Origin of the sequence: Pseudomonas sp. NPDC089392 (assembly GCF_044749595.1) — a bacterium.
In the GTDB taxonomy this organism is placed as follows: domain Bacteria; phylum Pseudomonadota; class Gammaproteobacteria; order Pseudomonadales; family Pseudomonadaceae; genus Aquipseudomonas.
In genome coordinates, this window is sequence record NZ_JBIVIF010000004.1 from 213,244 (window position 1) to 232,220 (window position 18,977).

Sequence of the window (18,977 nt, forward strand, 5' to 3'; positions counted from 1 at the left end):
AGAGGCCAGAACCGGAGAACTAGGCAACCCGCACCCGGCGCCGGTCAATCCAGATCAACATGGCACTGGCATATACCGACACCGCCAGAAACAGCGCCATACGCACCGCAAACGCCTTGTACACATCCTGCCCGCCGGCACTGTCCTGCACCGACTGCCCCAGCAGGATCAGCATGGTAGTCAGGCAACTGACCCAATACGCCGGGCTCTGCCGGTTCGGCACCGCCTGGTAAAGCCGCCGCGCCTGCCAAAGGACGAACAGCAGCACCCACAGGAAGAACATCCATAGGTGCACGAACAGACTCAGCGCCCCCCACAGCAGTATCGCCAACACCCCGGCAAGCAAGGTCGAACCAATCAGCTCGCGGCTGGCGTGCCGCGCGCGGGTCTCGCCGGCCTGTTGCCCCACGCTCACGGCTTTCATGATCAGCGGCATGTACTGGTCTGGGGCGATTAGCGCCAGCAGGAATGCCGGCATCACGATCAACGTGGCGCGCAACGCCACCCAACTGACATGTTCGCTGCCCAGCAGCGGCGGCACCGGTTGTGCCGGCGCATCGGCCGGCTCGGGAAACAGCACATGCGCCACGGCCGTGCCTAGCACCGCCAGCAGCATGCCTTTGGCCAGCGCTTCGACCACCGAAAGCGCCAGGGTGAAGTCGCTGGTGCCGGCGGCAGCGATCATGGTCAGGCCGATTACCAGCAGGTTGGCCAGCAGGCCGTTGCCGCCCTTCAGCGCATAACGCAAGGTCAGGAAAACGCCCACGCCCACCAGCAATACCCCGCTCACCGGGGCATGGCGCAACAGCGGAATCAGCAAAAGCCCGCTGCCGCAAGCAAGCAGCACCAGCACCGCCAAGGCCGGTGCGGCGCGCAGTGGCAATGGCTGGCTGCGCATGGCCAGCAACAGCACCGCGAACACTGGCGCCAGGATCGGCACCGGCAGGCCGATGCCGAAACTTACCGCCAGGCACAGCGCCACGCCCCAAGCCAGGCGCAAGGCACGCAAGCGGCGCAGCTCAATAGGCATACGACAGCCAGCTCATCAGCCACATGAACGCGCGGCCCAGCAGGTTCAAGGGGTTGCCTTCACTGGGCAGGGCCATCACTTCGGCCTGGCCACCGACACGCAAGCCGGACTTGTCTGCCAGCTGGTCACGGTCAAGTTCGACGATCACCGGGAAGCGCTGCGCCGAGCGCAACCAGTCGCGGCTGTTCTGCACGGTCGGCAGGCTACCCGGTGGCGCGGGCTGGCCGACGCTCACGCCATAGCCGATGCTGCGTACCTGCCCTTTCAGCACCATGCCGGGCAAGGCATCGAGCACCACCAGCACCGGGGCGCCGGGGCGCAGGCGGCCAAGGTTGTTCTCGGTCATGTCGGCAGTTATCCACACGTCGTGGATGGCAATCAGGGTCATCATCGGGCTGCCGGCGCCGACGTAATGGCCGACATCGGTGCGCAAGTCGGTGATCAGCCCATTGGCATCGGCCCGCACCACGGTGCGGGCCAGGTCCAGGCGGGCCTTTTCCACATTGGCTGCGGCGCTGCGCAGTTGTGCGTTGTCGGCTTCGCCCCCGCCTTGCTGCTCACGCGCCCGCTCCACTTCGGCACGGGCGGCCGCTACCTGGCTGATGGCCTGATCGCGGGTCGCCTGCGCGCCTTCCAGGCGGCGTACCGATACCGTGCCAGGGTCTTCGTCGATCAACCGCTTGAGCCGCTCGGCGTCCTGGCGCGCCTTGCGCTCGTTGGCCTGGGCCGCCACCAGCGCCGCCTGGGCCGAGTCGATGCCGGCGGTACTGGCACCGATCTGCCTGCGCACGGTATCCAGGTCGGCTTCGGCGCGGGCCAGGGCAATGCGGTACTGCTCCTGATCGAGCTCGAACAGCACATCGCCCTTACGCACTTCCTGGTTGTTGCCCACCGCCACGCGCTTGATCTGGCCGGCCACTTCGGCGGCCACCGGGACCACGTAGGCCTGCAGGCGGGCCTGCTGGGTGTAAGGGGTGAAGCGGTCGGCCAGCAGGTACCAGACCAGGCTGACGATGATCAATATCAGCACCCAGCGCATGCCGCGGTCGGGGGCTGGCGGCGTGTCTGCGGCGTTACTCATTTCGGCTCACCTTGTTCAGGGTCGGCGGGTGCTGGCTCGTCGAGCAGGTCGCCCCAATCGGTACGGTTTTGCATGTGCTGGCGGGTGGCGCGGTCGATCGGCCTGTGGTTGTTGTCCCAACCACCGCCCAGCGCTTTGTACAGGGTCACCAGGCTGCTGACCGCATTGCCGCGACTGACCAGGTAACCGTCCTGTTGCTGCAACAACAGCTGCTGGGCGTCGAGCACGCGCTGGAAGTCGGCGAAGCCTTCCTGGTATTGCGAACTGGCCAGGTTCAACGAACGCTGGGCGGCCTGGGACGCGTCCTGGCGAATGCTGGCGCTCTGCAGCGAGTGCACCAGGCCGCTGGCGGCGTCGTCGGCCTCGCGCGCGGCCTCGCGCACGCTCTGGTGATAGAGCTCGATCAGTTGCTGCAAGCGGGCGTCCTCGACCCGCACGGCATTCTTGCGTCGCCCATAATCGAATGGGTTCCAGATCAGGCTCGGGCCTGCAGCCAGGTCGAAGGTGTTGGGCAGGTGGTTGGCCGATAAAAAGGTCCAGCCAATGCTGCCGAGCAGACTCAGCTGTGGGTACAGGTCCGCCTCGGCCACGCCCACCAACGCCGACTGCGCCGCCACCGCCTGCTCGGCGACGCGAATGTCCGGGCGCCTTTGCAGCAGGCTGGCAGGCACGTCCTGCAACACTGCACGGTCCGGCAGCGGCAACTGGCCGTAGCGTGCGTCCAGCTCTGGCAGTGGCCCAGGCGGCCTGCCAAGCAGCGAACACAATACGTTGCGCAACGCATTGAGCTGGTTCTCGAACTCCGGGATGGTGGCCTGGGTGGCCAGGTACTGGGTACGCGCCTGTTGCCAGTCCAGCTCATCGTTCTCGCCGTGACGGAACAGCCGCTCGGTAATCTCCAGGCTACGCGCCTGGCGCTTGGCGTTTTCTTGCGCGATAGCCAGCCGCGCTTCGGCGGTGCGCAGCGCAAAGTAGGTGTCGGCCACCTGCGCGCGCATGAGCAGCATGGCATCGGCGTAGTTGGCCTGGGAGGCGAAGTAGACGGCATCGGCGCTTTCGATGGCGCGGCTGAAGCGCCCCCAGAAGTCGATTTCCCAGCCGATGTCGAAGCCCACGCTGGATTGCCAGAACACCGAGTCGCGGGCAGTTGCGGTGCCGGACTGGTCCTGCTTCAGGTACAGGCTTTGCGCGCGCAGTTGCTGCAGCTGTGGATAACGGCCGGTCTGCACGATAGCCAGTTGTGCCCTCGCCTCGGCGATGCGCAGGCCGGCCACGCGCAGGTTGGTGTTGTTGGCATCGGCTTCGGCGATCAGGGCATCCAGGCTCGGGTCGGCGAACACCGCCCACCACTGGCGCAAGTCCGGTGCCGCAGCGCTGCGCCCGGCCTGCTCCAGCAGTGGCGTGCTCCAACTGTCCAGCCAAGGGGCCTGGGGCTTCACGAAGTCCGGGCCGACCTGGGTACAGCCAGCCAGTACCATCAGCAGCCCCAGGCCATAGCAGCGTTTGGGCATGGCAGGCCCTGGCTCAGGCTGCAGGTGGTGCCGGCTGCTCCGGCACCTGCAGCGCGACCCATTGCCAGAAAAGCACGTAGGTCACACCGAGGATCACCGGGCCGATGAACAGCCCGATGATCCCCTTCACCACCATGCCGCCCAACGCCCCGATCAGCACCACCGGCATCGGTACGTCCACGCCGCGCCCCAGCAGCAAGGGCTTGAGCACGTTGTCGGCAAGGCCGGCAACGAAGGTGTAGATGGCGAAGATGATGGTCGCGGCGGTAAAGCCTTCGACGTTGAACACATAGATGATCACCGGCACCGTGACCAACGTCGCGGGTGCCTGGGCGATCCCCAGCATAAGGATGACGATGGCCAGCATGCCGGCCCCTGGCACCCCTTTGATCACGAAACCGACGCCGATCAGCAGCATCTGGATGAAGGCGATGCCGATCACGCCTTGGGCCACGGCACGAATGGTCGCGGTGCACAGTTGAGCCAGCGGCTTGCCGCGATCCTCGCCGGATACCCGCATGGCGATGCGCTGCGCCGCGAGTTCACCGCGCTCGCCGAAGGCCATGATCACGCCAGAAATGATGATTGCGCCGACGAACAGCAGAAATGCACCACCGGCACTGGCCGCAGCGCCCAGCACCGTAAGCCCGGCGCCCTTGAGCTGGGGCATCCACTGGTTGAGCACACTGGCCATGTTTTCCGATGCCGACAGCCACAACGCATACAACCTCGGCCCGATCAGCGGCCAGGTCGCCACCGACTCGGGCGGGGCCGGCACGCTCCAGGTACCGCTTTTGAGCAGCGTCACCAGGCTGTCCACCGACTCGCCGATGGACATCACCACCAGGTAGATCGGCACCAGCAGCACGACCAGCACCAGCAACACCACCAGCGTTGCCGCATACCCATGTTTCAACCCTGCCCCCTGCTGGATGCGGCGATGCAGCGGATACAGCGTCACAGCGAGAATGACCGACCACAGCATCAATTCCAGAAACGGCTGGAACACCTGGAAGGCGAACATCACCAGGACAGCCACCAGGCCTGCCTTGATCAGCACGTCGAGCAAGCCCCGCGACAGGGCACTGTCCAGCTTGAAACTCGGCTGCATACTGTACCTCCGAACGTTCAATGCGCCAGGAGGGCGCGATTCAGTGGCCCTTCTCAGGGCTTGCCTGCACAGGTTTGTCGTCTCTCAGTTGCCGCGCCAGGGCCATCATTACCAAGGGCACTACCGCCATCGACAAGGTAATGGCCAGCACCAGCAGGTCGTGTACCTGCTGGGTCAGCACCTGATGGTCCAGCGCCAGCTTGAACACCACAAAAGCAAACTCGCCGCCCGAGGCCAGCACCACCCCCAGGCACAGCGCCTGAGCCTGGTTGAGCCCGCCGACCGTGCGCCCCAGGCCATACAGCAAGGGCAGCTTGATGACCACCAGCAGCAGGGTCAGCCCCAGTACCACCAGCGGCATGCCGAACAGCAGGCGCAGGTCGGCACTCATGCCCACCCCGACGAAGAACAGCCCCAGCAGCAGGCCCTTGATTGGTTCGATCTGGTTTTCCAGTTCGTGGCGAAAAGGCGACTCGGCCATCAGTACGCCGGCCAGGAATGCCCCCAGCGCCATCGACACGCCAACATGCTCCATCAGCCAGGCGGTGCCCAGCACCACCAGCAAAGCTGTTGCGGTCGACAGTTCGGGCAGGCCAGAGCCCACCGTCCACTTGAACACAGGGGTTAGCAAGTAGCGGCCAAAGATGATCAGTACACCAATGCCGACAGCCACAGCCAGCAGCGGCCAGCTACCTTCGTCGGCAGTGCTTACGCTGCCACCGAGCAGTGGCACCACGGCAATCAATGGAATGGCGGCGATGTCCTGAAACAGCAGGATGGCCACGGCCAGGCGGCCGTGAGGTTTGCCCAAATCCTTGCGCTCGGCCAGAACCTGCAGGCCGAACGCGGTCGATGACAACGCCAGACCCAGGCCCAGCACGATTGCCGCCGACTTCGACTGGCCGAACAGCAAGTACGCCAACAGGCCCAGTGCGACTGCCGTCAGCCCCACCTGCAGCGAACCGACGCCAAACAGCGCCCGGCGCATGGTCCACAGACGCCGTGGTGACAGTTCCAGGCCAATGACGAACAGCAGCATGACCACGCCCATTTCCGACAGCCGCGCCACGTTGTCCGGGTTGTCGAGCAGGCCAAGCACAGAAGGGCCGATCAGGATACCTGCCAGCAGGTAACCCGGTACCGCCCCCATTTTCAAACGCTGCGCCAGCGGTACCAAAAGTACTACGGCCAGCAAGAACACCACTGTCGCCTGCAACAGGCTGCCGTCATGTGGCATAGGCTCACACCCTCGCTGCCCCCTGCCGGGAGAGGATCAGAAACGTTCGTCAACGACCTTGAATGGGTACGCCACAGCCTGGTACTTGCCGATCTTGCCGCGCTTGGGCAGTTTCACCACTTCGTCGCGGGTGATGTCTTTGTAGGGGATGCGGGTGAGCATATGGCTGATGATGTTCAACCGGGCTCGGCGCTTGTCGTTGGAATGGGCCATGAACCACGGCGCCCAGGATGAATCGGAAGCGGCGAACATGTCGTCGCGGGCGCGGGTGTAGTCGTCCCAGCGGGTGTACGACTTGAGGTCCATCGGCGACAGCTTCCACAGCTTGCGGCCATCGTTGATGCGGTCCTGCAGGCGGCGGGTCTGCTCTTCAGCGCTGACCTCCAGCCAGTACTTGATGACGATGATGCCCGACTCGACCATCATCTTTTCGAACAGCGGCACCACGGTGAGGAACTTGGTGCTTTGCTCTTCACTGCAGAAGCCCATCACCCGCTCGACGCCTGCGCGGTTGTACCAGCTGCGGTCGAAGATCACTACCTCGCCTGCGGCGGGCAAGTGGCGCAGGTAGCGTTGCACGTACATCTGGGTCTTTTCCCGCTCGGTCGGCGCCGGCAGTGCCACTACACGGAACACCCGCGGGCTGACGCGCTCGGTAATAGCCTTGATGGTGCCGCCCTTGCCGGCGCCATCGCGGCCTTCGAAGACAATACAAACCTTTAGGCCCTTGGCCACCACCCATTCCTGCAGTTTCACCAGTTCTACATGCAGGTGCTTGAGCTCTTTTTCGTAGGCCTTGCCGCCCAGTTTTTCCTGCGGGTCCTGGTTGGGTTTCTTCCTGGTCGACTTGGACATGGCACTCTCCTTAGGCGAATGAAGAGTCAGTATGGTAGATCCATGGCGGTTTGCCGCTTCGCTTGTTGTTCTGCCAGTTGTTGCTTCTAACGGGTTGATTTTGCTGAGTGCTGCAGGGGCGGGTTTACCCGCGAAGGCATCGTTGAGGCGGCCGACGCATTCGCGGGTGAACCCGCTCCTACAAGGTATGCGGCGCCTTTATGGACGCGTTACTTGGCCAGCTTGTTGTAGCTGGTCATCAGGTTGCGGTAGTCCGGGATATGGTTGGAGAACAGCGTCCCCAGCCCTTCGATGTCATTGCGCCAGTCACGGTGCAGCTCGCAGGCCACGCCGAACCAGGTCATCAGTTGCGCCCCGGCAGCCTCCATGCGCCGCCAGGCCGAGTCACGGGTCAGCTCGTTGAAGGTGCCCGAGGCGTCGGTGACGACGAACACCTCGAAGCCCTCCTCCAGCGCTGACAGCGCCGGGAAGGCCACGCACACTTCGGTGACCACGCCGGCGATCAGCAACTGCTTCTTGCCGGTGGCTTTTACCGCTTTGACGAAGTCCTCGTTATCCCAGGCATTGATGTTGCCGGGGCGGGCGATGTACGGGGCGTCGGGGAACTGTTCTTTCAGTTCGGGCACCAGCGGGCCGTTGGGGCCGGTTTCGAAGCTGGTGGTGAGAATGGTCGGCAGCTTGAAGTACTTGGCCAGGTCCGACAGGGCCAGGACGTTGTTCTTGAAGCGGTCGGGGTCGATGTCCCTTACCAGCGAGAGCAGGCCGGTCTGGTGGTCGACAAGCAGTACGGCAGCGTTATTCTTGTCCAGACGCTTGTATTGGAAGGCCATGGCGGTTCTCCTTGCTTCAGCGGGTTGGGTGTATCAGCGTAGGCAAGGATGAAGGGCTGGAGGGACCGTCAGTCGGTTCGCCCATTGCTGCCCGCGAAGAAGCCGACACGGTCTTAATATTCACGCCTTTTGCGAAACGCCCAGCGCCCCACCAGCACGGTAAAGGTCGCCACCAGCGCCACCAGCACCCAGAAGCCATGGGGGTTTTCCGCCAGGGGCACACCGCCGACGTTCATGCCGAAGAAGCCGGCGATGATGTTGATGGGCAATGCCAGCACGGTCACCACAGTCAGGGTGAACAGGGTGCGGTTGGTCTGCTCGTTGAGTTTGGCAGCGATTTCTTCCTGCAGCAGCTTGATCCGCTCGCCCAGGGCGGTGAGGTCGCTGATCACCAGGGTGAACTCTTCGGTGGCCGCGCGCAGCTGGCGTATATCCTGCTCTTGCAGCCATTCGGGCGGCCGGTTGAGCAGGCGCAGCAGCGCCCCCGGCTCCAGCGCCAGCAGGCGCTGCAAGCGCACCAGCACCCGGCGCATGCTGCCCAGTTCGGCACGGTTGTCGCTGAGGCGCTGGGACAGCAACTGGTCTTCGATGCGGTCGACGCTGGTGGTGGTTTCGCGCACGATCTGGGTCAACACATCACCCTGGTCGCGCAGCAGGTGGACCAGCAACTCGATGGGTGAATGAAAGCGCTCGCCACGCTTGACCGACGAACGCAACTTGTCCACCGAGTGCAATGGCTGCAAGCGCGCGCTCACCAGTAATTGGCTGCTGGCACAGGCCCACAACGTGGAAATATCCGACGACACCAGGCCGAAGTTGAACACCACGTCGTTGACCACCGCCAAAAGCGCCGAGTCGGCGTGCTCGATGCGGGTCGAGCGGGAGCCTTCACGCAGGGTTTCATAGAAGGCGTCGGGCAACTGCAGGTGGGTATGCAGCCAGCGCTCGCAGGCGGCATGGGCCAAGTTCAGGTGTACCCAAAGAAATTCGCCGGGTTCCAGCGGCTGGTCGAGCGTGCGCAGTAGCTGCGCCGAATCGATTTCACGCCCAGGCTGGCCGGGGCGGAAGACGAAGGCATAGAGCAGGCCGAACAGGTCGTGCTCCTGTGGCAGGTGCAGTGCGGGATGGCCCATTCGAACTCGCAATGAGGCACGGGGAGATGGCAGAAAGGTTGCTGAATATTCGTTGCATTCAGATGACAGATGGATAGCTGCTGTGGACCTCTGTGGGTACGGGTTTACCCTAATGCCAGTCAGTCAAGCGGTAAGGGCTGACGGGTGCTTGCCTTGGGATTTTGGTTGCCTGTTGGATCGAGCGCCGCCCGCGCGGCGCTTCGCGGCACAAGGCCGCTCCCACTGTCTGTTTCGGGCCAGTCCATCCTGTTAAGTCACCTCTGTCCGCCTTGTTTGTTCCCTTCGATATTGAAGGGGCGCCGTTGCTCTTCATCAATCTCCAGCCATGCACCCAGGGTGCGCGCGCCATAGGCATAGGAGTAACTGGCCCGAAACAGATGTAGGAGCGGCCTTGTGCCGCGAAGCGCCGCGCGGGCGGCGCTCGATCGAATAGGCGCTGCTAAAGGCATGGAGAACACCTTGCCTTTTCTTGACTGACCGGCATTAGGGTTTACCCGCGAACACCGGCGAAGCCGGTGCCATGCACCGAGTCGCCTGCTTCGCGGGTAAACCCGCTCCCACAGGATGTGCGACGGGCTCACGGAATCACTTCACAAATTCCTGAACTGATTATTTGCCCCCAGCGATTTTTCCCCTCGCCAAGCGCCACCAGAATCGCTGACCACAATCACAAAAACCGTGAGGCCACTCCCGTGGACCAGACACTCCAGGTACGGCAAGCCGCCGTCGACCTCGTTGCCGCCTTTGCCAGCAACGACACCGCCCGCTATTTCGCCTGCTTCAGCGAAGACGCGACCTTCCTTTTCCATACCTTGCCGCAACCGCTGCTGTCGCGCCGCGCCTACGAAGAGCTCTGGGCCCAGTGGCAAACCGAGGGGTTTGCCGTGCTCGCGTGCGAGTCGGGCAATGCCCAGGTGAGCCTGCAAGGTGACGTGGCGATCTTCATGCACGATGTGGCCACGCATATCCGCATTGCCGGTGAAGAGCACCAACTGAGCGAGCGCGAGACCATTGTCTTCCGCCGCCACGGCGAGCATTGGCTGGCCTGCCACGAGCACCTGTCGGTCGTATCGCCGGCCTGATCATCTTTTTACGCGGCCCTGCCGCCCTGCCATCGCACCCAAAAGAAGGCCCGCGCACTGCGCCGGCCCACAACAACCGCGCTGGAGCATCACCATGAGCCACTCGACCGGTATCGAGACCAACGGCGTCGAACAGATCCCCGCCGATCAACGCAACGCCTCCCCGCTAGACCTGTTCCGCCTGATTTTCGGCGGTGCCAATACCTTCGCCACGGCCGTGCTGGGCAGCTTCCCGGTGCTGTTCGGGCTGTCGTTCCAGGCAGGCATGTGGGCGATCCTGCTCGGCGTCGGCGTGGGCGCGCTGATCCTCGCGCCGATGGGCCTGTTCGGGGCGCTCAATGGCACCAACAACGCCGTGTCGTCAGGCGCGCACTTTGGCGTGCACGGGCGCATCGTCGGCTCGTTCTTGTCGTTGCTCACGGCCGTGGCGTTCTTCTCGCTGTCGGTGTGGAGCTCGGGCGATGCCCTGGTCGGCGGCGCCAAGCGCCTGGCCGGCCTGCCGGAAACCAACCTGACCCTGGGCCTGGCCTACGGCCTGTTCGCGGTGCTGGTGCTGGTGGTGTGCATCTTCGGCTTCCGCTTCATGCTGTGGGTCAACAAGATTGCCGTGTGGGCCTCAAGCCTGCTGTTCCTGCTGGGCATCGTTGCCTTTGCCGGGCCGTTCGATGCCGGTTACGCAGGCAGCGTCAACCTTGGCCAGGCGGGCTTCTGGGCGGCGTTCGTCGGTGCGGCGATCCTGGCCATGAGCAACCCGGTGTCGTTCGGCGCCTTCCTTGGCGACTGGTCGCGCTATATCCCGCGTGAAACACCCAAGGCGCGCATCATGCTGGCGGTAATCGCGGCCCAGGGGGCGACGCTGATCCCGTTCCTGTTCGGCCTGTGTACTGCCACCCTGGTAGCGACCCACGCCCCGGACTACATCGCCACCAACAACTATGTGGGTGGCCTGCTGGCGGTGGCGCCGAGCTGGTTCTTCCTGCCGGTGTGCCTGATTGCAGTGATCGGCGGCATGTCCACCGGCACCACCGCGCTGTATGGCACCGGCCTGGACATGTCCAGCGTGTTCCCGCGCCTGCTCAGCCGCGCCGGCGCCACATTGCTGATCGGCGTGCTGGCGATCGGCTTCATCTTCATCGGCCGCTTCACCTTCAACCTGGTGCAGAGCGTGTCGACCTTCGCCGTGCTGATCATCACCTGCACCAGCCCTTGGATGGTGATCATGATCCTTGGCCTGATCACCCGTCGCGGCTTCTACCACGCTGATGATTTGCAGGTGTTCACCCGCGGCCAGCGCGGTGGACATTACTGGTTCCTGCATGGCTGGAACTGGCGTGGCATGGGGGCCTGGATCCCTAGCGCGGCGGTCGGCCTGTGCTTCGTCAACTTGCCGGGGCAGTTCGTCGGCCCACTGGGTGAACTGGCTGGCGGCATCGACCTGAGCCTGCCGGTAACCCTGGGGCTGGCCGGCGTGCTGTACCTGGTGCTGCTCAACCTGTTCCCTGAACCTGCTGGCGTGTATGGCCCACAAGGCCCGCGTTGGGTGCGTTGCAAAAGCACTGCGCACACGCCGGTGATAACTGCCGAAATGGCCTGACTGGAAACCGACCATGACCACCTCCCACTACATCGCCGGCCGCTGGGTCGAAGGCCAGGGCAGCGACTGCATCAGCGTCAACGACCCTGCACTGGGCCAACCGTTCGCCGAGCTGATGGCCGCCAGCATCGCCCAGGTCGACCAGGCTGTGGCCGCTGCTCGTGGCGCCCTGCCCGCCTGGAAAACCACCAGCGCCAGCAAGCGTGCTACCTACCTGCGGGGCTTTGCCGAGCAGCTTGGCCAGCGCCGTGAAGCACTGATCACCTTGCAGATGCGCAACAACGGCAAGCCGCGTCACGAGGCGGAAATCGACCTGGACGACGCCATCGCTACCTTCGGCTACTACGCCGAGTTGGCCGAGCAACTGCCGTCGAAAAACCGTGACGTACCGCTGGCGGCCCCGGGCTTCAGCGCCCGTACCCGCCTGGAGCCGGTGGGCGTGGTCGGCCTGATCGTGCCGTGGAACTTCCCGCTGGTGACCAGCGCCTGGAAGCTCGCCCCGGCCCTGGCCGCCGGCTGCACCGTGGTGCTCAAGCCTTCGGAGGTCACCCCGCTGATCGAGCAAGCCTATGGCCAGATCGCCGACGCCCTGGGTCTGCCGGCCGGGGTGCTGAACATCGTCAACGGCAAGGCTGAGACGGGTGCTGCGCTGAGCAACCACAACGGCCTGGACAAGCTGTCGTTTACCGGTAGCAACAGCGTCGGCAGCCAGGTAATGCGCAGCGCGTCGGCGCAGTGCCGGCCGGTAACGCTGGAGCTGGGTGGCAAGTCGGCGATCGTGGTGTTCGATGATTGCGATGTCGACCAGGCGGTGGAGTGGATTGTCGCTGGCATCAGCTGGAACGCCGGGCAGATGTGTTCGGCCACTTCGCGGCTGCTGGTGCAGGACGGCATTGCCGATGCATTGCTGCCGCGTTTGCAGGCGGCACTGGAAAACCTGCGGGTGGGTAATCCGTTGGCCGAAGAAGTCGACATGGGCCCGCTGACCAGCCAGGCGCAGTGGCTGAAAGTGGCTAGCTACTTTGCCACGGCGCGGGAAGAAGGTTTGCAGTGCCTGGCCGGCGGCAAGGCGCTGGACCGTGATGGCTGGTTCGTCAGCCCGACGTTGTATGCCGATGTACCGAAGGACAGCCGCCTGTGGACCGAGGAAATCTTTGGCCCGGTACTGTGCGCACGTCGCTTTGCCACCGAGGAACAGGCGATTGCCGAAGCCAACGACAGCCGCTTCGGGCTGGTGGCGACGGTGTGTTCTGCGGACCTGGCGCGCGCCGAGCGGGTGGCCGATGCGCTGGAGGTTGGGCATGTGTGGATCAACTCGGTGCAGGCGGTGTTCGTCGAAACTTCGTGGGGCGGCACCAAGGGCAGCGGGATCGGACGAGAGCTGGGGCCTTGGGGGTTGTCGGCGTACCAGTCGGTGAAGCATGTGACGCGGTGTTTGGGCTGATATTTCTGGGGCCGCTCTGCGGCCCTTTCCGACCGGTCCGGCGCCCCGGCAAGGCCGCGCCTACAGAGACATCATCATCGTCTTGGGCGACAGTTCAGGGCAAAGCCTGAAACCGGCATATTTGGCGTAGAACTGCTCCAGGCGCTCGGTCAGCGGATGCACGATCATTGCAACGCAGCCCACAACTTGCGAGGCAACCAGCGTTCTTTCGATCGCATCCTGCAGAAGATCAGTTGCCACGCCCTGCCCCGCAGCCTGGCGGCTCACACCCATGCGCCCCAATACGACCACCGGCAGATGGTCAGGCGCGTTGCGGCGCAGGCGAGCCGATACGCCATGCCCCCGCGCCACGGAGCCGTTCGATAGCGTGTAGAAGCCGACAACGACATTGCTGCCTGCAAAACAGGTGACATAAACCACAGCGTGCTTGGCATGCTGGGCCTTTAGTGCCTTGTCCCACAGGTAGCTGTTGATCGACGCTTCGCCGCAATCGAACTGGCTCAGATCATGAAGCTTGTTCAATACCTGCGGAGCACTCAGCGCCAGCGCTTCGGCCTTGCCAACAGCTTCTTCACGCATTCGTTGCTCCTGATCGGGTTGTCTTGCAGTGCCTGGGTGAACGTGTCGAATGATTCGTCATCGAGCAGGAACAAACGCCGCTCCATCAGCACTTCCTCAGCTCGCTTGCATGCAGCCTCCAGGACGAAACTGGTGCGGTCACCGCCTACGATCTCTACCGCTGCGTCGATCAGGTCGCGCCTGTGCTCGGCAACGCGCATGTTCAACGGCACCGCTTTGCTGCGGTCCCGCGATTGTATTTCACTCATGGATGAGTCCTCGCCCGTTCCACGCGGGCAAATGATCAACTGGATTGAACAAGGCTAGCTGGTTGTAACGCATTTGTGTAGACGTAAATCTGATTGCGTTACGAACGGTCATTCGTGTCTGACAGTGATGCTGGCCTCGCCGGCCTCTTCGCGGGTGAACCCGCTCCTACTGGGATAGCGCAGGCCTGATGGGCGGTGCCGTCCTGTAGGAGCGGGTTTACCCGCGAAGAGGCCGGTACAGGCGACACAAAACTCTCCTTCGCGTGACTTTCCCCTCCGCCCGCAAAGTCCCACTTCCTGGTACCCCCACAATCACAACACCAGGTCGGACCACCCATGCACCCTCAACGCACCGCCTTGCACAACGAACTGCACGCCCGCCCGTCGCTGTATTTCGACGGCCCGGCGCATGTCTTCCACTTGGCCCTGCTCGGCGGCGATGCTGCCTGTGCGGCACTGCTGCAACGTTGCTGCCCGGATGCCCTGGACACCACAGCCGCCCAAGGCATCACCCGCCTGGATGGCCACCCGTTCAAATGGGAGCGGCACACCGAGTTCTTCACCCTGACCCTGGTGGTGCCCTGCACGGCTGCCGACACCGAGTGGCAAGCCCTGCCGCCAGTGCTGGCCAAAGCCATCGCCCCGCAAGCGGCGCAGGTGATCAACGCGGTACAGGTGCTGGTACGCGACGAACAGGGCCTGGACCTGCCCCACTATGGTTTCAAGGACCCGTGCGGCTCGTGTGTTGGCGGTGGCGATGCGGTGGTGTGGAGCGATTTCCGCCTGACCGAGGATGGCACCAACCGCTTCCTGTTCATCAACCGCCGCCTCAATGCCTACCGCCAGGGCCGCATGATCCGCCGCCTGCTGGAGATCGAAACGTACCGCATGATGGCCTCGCTGACCCTGACCACGGCCAAGGCCTTGAGCCAGGAGCTGGACGCCTTCGACAAGACCCTGGTCAGCCTCTCGGAGCGCAGTGCCGGGGGCGATGGCCATGATTCCAAGGGGTTGCTGGAAGCCATTGCCCACCTGTCACGCCAGGTGGTCAGCCGCACAGTGAAAACCCGCCACCGCTTCGGTGCCACCCAAGCCTATGCGCAACTGGTGTTCGAGCGGTTGAGCGAACTGCGTGAAAGCCACGTAGGTGATTGCCAGCGCCTGGGGGTATTCATCGAGCGTCGGTTCAAGCCAACGGTGCGTTACTGTGCGGCCACCGAGCAGCGCCTGGAGCAGTTGGCGAAGAACGTAGCCAACCTGGGCGACCTGCTGCAGGCGCGGGTGCAGGTGGAGATGGAAGAGCAGAACGCCGGGATCTTGCGCAGCCTCAATGCCCGGGCCGATGCCCAGGTGAAAATCCAGCGGGCGGTGGAGGGGCTGTCGATCATTGCCATCACCTACTACCTGCTGAATTTGTTCAAGCTGCTGTATGGCGGGCTGAATGTGCTGGGGTTGGGGCTGACGGCGCGGGATGGGTTGTTGGCCATGGCGCCGCCGGTGTTGCTGGTGTTGTTGGTGATATTGCTGCGGATCAGGCAGGCCAAGCAGCATTGAGGCCATGGGGGCGCTTTGCGCCCCTATCGCGACACAAGGCAGCTCCTACAGGGGTGTGGGAGCGGCCTTGTGCCGCGAATGGGCTGCAAAGCAGCCCTCCGGCATTTACACCGACTCGTCAGCCGGGCGCCCGTTCTCTTGCACCAACACCATGCTCTGCGGCGACGACAGCGCAATGCCTTCATCACGCAACCGGCCAAGAATGGTGAACAGCAGATCGCTCCGGGTACCCGACACCTGCCGTGGCCCAGCTACATAACCACTGACACCAATCACCATGCCACTGGTAGTCAGGTCCTTGAACGACACAGACGTAGCCGGCGCATCCAGAATTGCCTCATGCTCGTGGTACGCCGTCAGCAGCAGCTCACGAACGTGGTTGGCATCGGTCTCCAGCGGCAGGGTCAGGGTAATGCCGACCACGCCCAGCGCGTTGCCCATGGTCACGTTGCGCACGTTCTGCGAGATGAACTGCGAGTTGGGCACGATCACCGTCGAACGGTCAGACATCTGGATTTCGGTGGCGCGCACGTTGATGCGGCGGATATCGCCCTCCACACCCGCCAGGCTGACCCAGTCACCCACCTTCACCGGGCGCTCGGTCAGCAGGATCAGGCCGGAAATGAAGTTCTGCACGATCTGCTGCAAGCCGAAACCGATACCTACCGACAGGGCACTGACCACCCAGGTCAGGCTGGTGAGGTTGATGCGCAGGGTCGACATCACCAGCATGGCCAGGAAGATAAAGCCCAGGTAGCCCACCAGGGTCACCAGCGAGGCCCGCATGCCGGCATCCATGTCGGTTTCCGGCAGCAAGCGGTCACTCAGCCAGCGCTTGACCACGCGAATGGCGAACAGGCCACCGAGGAACATCGCCACCGCCAGCAGGATGTCCTGGGGGACGATGTTCATGTTGCCGAGCACCCTGCCGCCGGTACCGTCCCAGTCGCCCAGGCTGAGCAGCAGCTCGCTGGGGCTGGTGCCCGATGGCATCAGCGCCAGCAACAGTGCCAGGAACAGCACCACGGTGCGGCCGATACCGGCCAGTATGGTACTGGCCTGCGCCTGGTGGCGTGGAGCCAGGCCCAGGGTCGAAGCCAGCGCCAGGCCGCCGGGCTGGCGTGGCGACAGCAGGGTTTCACACAGGTCGCCAAGGAAGGTGGTGAGCAGGTAGGCACAGGTGACCACCAAACTGACCCACAGCAACTTGGCGGTGAGGAAGTAGGCAAGCGTCAGGTAGCCGGTGAGCATGGCCAGCAGGATCGCCGCCAGCCAGATGACCATCATGAACGGGATCAACCCGGCCAGGCCTGTGGGGCGTTCAAGATCATGTTTGCGCAAGGTGCGGCGGTAACGCAGCAGCGCACCGGCGAAGATGATCGCCACCACCAGCGCGGTCAGGCCGTTGACCGCCACGGTCAACGCCAGGCTGGCGCCGATCACGCTGTTGATACGCTCCATGGTCATCATGACCATCAGTGCCAACGCCAGTACCTTGGGGAACCAACCCAGCGCGCTGGCCACTTCGTCGTGGATCGGCGGCAAACGCCAGGACGGGCGCTGCAGCATCAGCATGGCGCGGCCAAGGCCGGTGATGAAGGCACTGAACACCACCAGGGCGAGCACATGGTTGGCCAGGCTGGCGATATCGGAGCCCAGCTCGGCGCTGCTCTCCAGCCCCCAACGCAGCAACGACACCGAGCCGGCGATGGTACCCAGGGTTGCCAGGCTCACGCCCAGGGCCAACGCGCTGCGGCGCAGGCGGCCTTCGGGCAACCAGCGGACCATGGCACTGGCCAGCAAGCGTTCGAGCACGCGCCGTACCAGGGTCCAGACCAGGATGGCCGCCACCAGGCTGGTGATGAACAGCCAGCGGTGCTCGGCGCTGAAGGCACTGTCGATGGCATCGGCCGCCTCGCCGCGCAGGTCACGCAGGCGCGCCACGTCGTCCTGGGTGGGGCGAATGATGCTCTGCCAGAACGCCGGGCTCAGCGGCGTGGCCGCACGGCTGGTGATTTGCGAGTTGAACTGGCTGCGGCGCAGGTTGACGATTTGCGTGGACAGGTCACGGGCCGACTGGGTCAGCTTGATGGCCTGCTCCTGCTGCGCCACCAGGGCCTTTTTCTCGGCCTCCAGCTCTTTGCGCTGCTGGGTCAGGGTGGCGGCCTCGTCTGGCTGGACCGGACCAATGACCTTGAGCTTGTCGTCGAGGTTTTCCACTTCAGTGGTGCGCAGCGCACTCAACGCATCGCCCTGGCGCTGCACCTGCACCGCCGCCAGGCGCAATTGCGACAGCAGGTCATCGTTGGCTTCACTGGTGACACCCTGGCGTATCTGGTCCAGGCGGTCGCTCAGTTGCTCGATGCTGGCGTTTTCCTCCAGTACCGGCGTTTTGGCAGTCGCCAGGTTGGCCAACGGGGTGGCCTGGGCTGACCAGGCCGGGCTGGCAAACGCCAGCATCAGGGCCAGCAGGGCCAGTAGGCCTGGGCAATAACGGGCAAGGCTGACACGCCTCATCGAATATTCCTCTTTACAATTCGATTTGGCGGGAGATTCTACGCGGCTTCAGGCGATCAGGAGAGTGCCGTTTCTCGCTTCAGCAGTTGCTGTTTGCGCTCGACACCCCAGCGGTAGCCGCTGATATCACCGTCGCGGCGCACGACGCGGTGACAGGGGATGGCCACCGCGATGTGGTTGGCTGCGCAGGCCATGGCCACCGCGCGCACCGCCTTGGGCGCACCAATGCGCTCGGCGATGTCGGTGTAGCTGACCCGGCTGCCGGCCGGCACCTCGCGCAGGGCCTGCCAGACTCGTTCCTGAAACGCTGTGCCTTGCACATCCAGCGGCAAGGCCAGGCCCAGTGCCGGGGCTTCGACGAAACCGACCACCTCGGCCACCAGCCGTTCGTAGGCGCTGTCGCCGCCGATCAAGTGAGCCTTGGGGAACTGGTCTTGCAGGTCATGCAGCAGGGTTTCGGGGTCGTCCCCCAGCAGGATTGCGCAAATGCCCTTCTGGCTCTGGGCTACCAGGATTGCACCCAGCGAACACTGACCTAAGGCGAAGTGGATGGTTGCCCCGGCGCCGCCGGCGCGGTACTGCCGGGGGCGCATGCCCAGGCGTTGGTCGGCACTTTCGTAGAACCGGCTATTGGAGTTGTAGCCAGCGTCATAAATGGCGTCGGTGACCGAACGCTGGCCGTCTTCCAGATGCGCGCGCAAGCGCCGCGCGCGGAAGGCTGTGGCGTAGGCCTTGGGGGTTACGCCGGTTTCGGCCTTGAACAGGCGGTGCAGGTGGAAGGGGCTGACCGCCAGTTGCGTGCTTAGCTGGTCGAGGCTGGGGGCGGGGTCGCTGGCTTCGATCAGGCGGCAGGCGCGGGTCACCAGTTGGCTATGGCGGGTGGCGCTGGCTTTGGTGGTGGCCGAGCAACGTTTGCAGGCGCGGTAACCGGCGGCTTCGGCGGCGTCTGGGGTGTCGTAGAACGCGACGTTGCTGCGCTTGGCCAGGCGTGATTTGCAGCCGGGGGTGCAGTAGATGCCGGTAGTGCGCACGGCGTAGACGAAGTGGCCGATGGCGGCGGTGTCACGGGCCTCTACGGCTTGCCAGCGTTGCTCGGGGGTTGTGTAGCAGTTCATGGGTAAGTGTCCGGATAGGTTGCTGCCTGTGCCGGCCTCTTCGCGGGTAAACCCGC

Annotated in this window: 16 protein-coding genes; 4 read left to right on the forward strand and 12 right to left on the reverse strand. The window is 64.1% G+C overall.

Features of this window, described 5'->3' with window-relative positions:
• Positions 1-19 precede the first annotated feature (19 nt).
• The 8 genes from ACIP1G_RS06275 to ACIP1G_RS06310 form a co-directional block, all read right to left on the reverse strand.
• Entirely contained in the window at positions 20-1,030 is a 1,011-nt protein-coding gene (locus tag ACIP1G_RS06275; protein ID WP_400734748.1) for a DUF2955 domain-containing protein, read from the reverse strand.
• Positions 1,020-2,111, reverse strand: coding sequence for an HlyD family secretion protein (locus ACIP1G_RS06280; protein WP_400734750.1), 1,092 nt, complete (start codon positions 2,109-2,111; stop codon positions 1,020-1,022). Before ACIP1G_RS06280 ends, ACIP1G_RS06275 begins: the two co-directional genes overlap by 11 nt.
• Entirely contained in the window at positions 2,108-3,622 is a 1,515-nt protein-coding gene (locus ACIP1G_RS06285) for an efflux transporter outer membrane subunit (protein WP_400734752.1), read from the reverse strand. Before ACIP1G_RS06285 ends, ACIP1G_RS06280 begins: the two co-directional genes overlap by 4 nt.
• A gap of 13 nt (positions 3,623-3,635) precedes the next feature.
• Positions 3,636-4,733 (reverse strand): AI-2E family transporter, encoded by a 1,098-nt coding sequence (locus ACIP1G_RS06290; protein WP_400734754.1) that lies wholly within the window; start codon positions 4,731-4,733, stop codon positions 3,636-3,638.
• Between the two features lie 40 nt (positions 4,734-4,773).
• On the reverse strand, positions 4,774-5,970 hold the full coding sequence (locus tag ACIP1G_RS06295; protein WP_400734755.1) for a monovalent cation:proton antiporter-2 (CPA2) family protein: 1,197 nt from the start codon (positions 5,968-5,970) through the stop codon (positions 4,774-4,776).
• 36 nt (positions 5,971-6,006) lie between these two features.
• Positions 6,007-6,825, reverse strand: a complete 819-nt coding sequence (gene ppk2, locus ACIP1G_RS06300) for a polyphosphate kinase 2 (protein ID WP_400734756.1) — start codon at positions 6,823-6,825, stop codon at positions 6,007-6,009.
• A 209-nt stretch (positions 6,826-7,034) separates the two neighbouring features.
• Complete coding sequence (gene ycaC / locus ACIP1G_RS06305) at positions 7,035-7,655, reverse strand: isochorismate family cysteine hydrolase YcaC (RefSeq protein ID WP_010951959.1); 621 nt, start codon at positions 7,653-7,655, stop codon at positions 7,035-7,037.
• Between the two features lie 113 nt (positions 7,656-7,768).
• Entirely contained in the window at positions 7,769-8,788 is a 1,020-nt protein-coding gene (locus ACIP1G_RS06310) for a transporter (protein ID WP_400734758.1), read from the reverse strand.
• Positions 8,789-9,480: 692 nt separating this feature from the next.
• Here ACIP1G_RS06310 and ACIP1G_RS06315 point away from each other — a divergent pair.
• The 3 genes from ACIP1G_RS06315 (at position 9,481) to ACIP1G_RS06325 (ending at position 12,908) form a co-directional block, all read left to right on the forward strand.
• Entirely contained in the window at positions 9,481-9,870 is a 390-nt protein-coding gene (locus tag ACIP1G_RS06315) for a YybH family protein (protein WP_400734760.1), read from the forward strand.
• Positions 9,871-9,964: 94 nt separating this feature from the next.
• The gene (locus ACIP1G_RS06320) at positions 9,965-11,464 is read left to right on the forward strand and encodes a purine-cytosine permease family protein (protein WP_400734762.1); all 1,500 of its coding nucleotides are present in this window, start codon (positions 9,965-9,967) and stop codon (positions 11,462-11,464) included.
• A gap of 13 nt (positions 11,465-11,477) precedes the next feature.
• Positions 11,478-12,908 carry an aldehyde dehydrogenase family protein gene (locus tag ACIP1G_RS06325; protein WP_400734764.1) on the forward strand — a complete coding sequence of 477 codons (1,431 nt, stop codon included), beginning with the start codon at positions 11,478-11,480 and terminating at the stop codon, positions 12,906-12,908.
• A 60-nt stretch (positions 12,909-12,968) separates the two neighbouring features.
• Here the strand turns inward: ACIP1G_RS06325 and ACIP1G_RS06330 are convergent, their stop codons facing one another.
• Both ACIP1G_RS06330 and ACIP1G_RS06335 read right to left on the reverse strand, forming a co-directional pair.
• Positions 12,969-13,487 carry a GNAT family N-acetyltransferase gene (locus ACIP1G_RS06330; protein WP_400734766.1) on the reverse strand — a complete coding sequence of 173 codons (519 nt, stop codon included), beginning with the start codon at positions 13,485-13,487 and terminating at the stop codon, positions 12,969-12,971.
• Positions 13,445-13,735 (reverse strand): DUF1778 domain-containing protein, encoded by a 291-nt coding sequence (locus ACIP1G_RS06335; protein ID WP_400734768.1) that lies wholly within the window; start codon positions 13,733-13,735, stop codon positions 13,445-13,447. Before ACIP1G_RS06335 ends, ACIP1G_RS06330 begins: the two co-directional genes overlap by 43 nt.
• Before the next feature lie 336 nt (positions 13,736-14,071).
• On the opposite strand from ACIP1G_RS06335, the gene ACIP1G_RS06340 reads away from it, so the two are divergent.
• Entirely contained in the window at positions 14,072-15,289 is a 1,218-nt protein-coding gene (locus ACIP1G_RS06340; protein ID WP_400734770.1) for a DUF3422 domain-containing protein, read from the forward strand.
• Positions 15,290-15,394: 105 nt separating this feature from the next.
• On the opposite strand, the gene ACIP1G_RS06345 is transcribed toward ACIP1G_RS06340, so the two are convergent.
• Both ACIP1G_RS06345 and ada read right to left on the reverse strand, forming a co-directional pair.
• Complete coding sequence (locus ACIP1G_RS06345) at positions 15,395-17,806, reverse strand: DUF3772 domain-containing protein (protein ID WP_400734772.1); 2,412 nt, start codon at positions 17,804-17,806, stop codon at positions 15,395-15,397.
• A gap of 56 nt (positions 17,807-17,862) precedes the next feature.
• On the reverse strand, positions 17,863-18,921 hold the full coding sequence (ada, locus tag ACIP1G_RS06350; protein ID WP_400734773.1) for a bifunctional DNA-binding transcriptional regulator/O6-methylguanine-DNA methyltransferase Ada: 1,059 nt from the start codon (positions 18,919-18,921) through the stop codon (positions 17,863-17,865).
• Between the last annotated feature and the right edge of the window lie 56 nt (positions 18,922-18,977).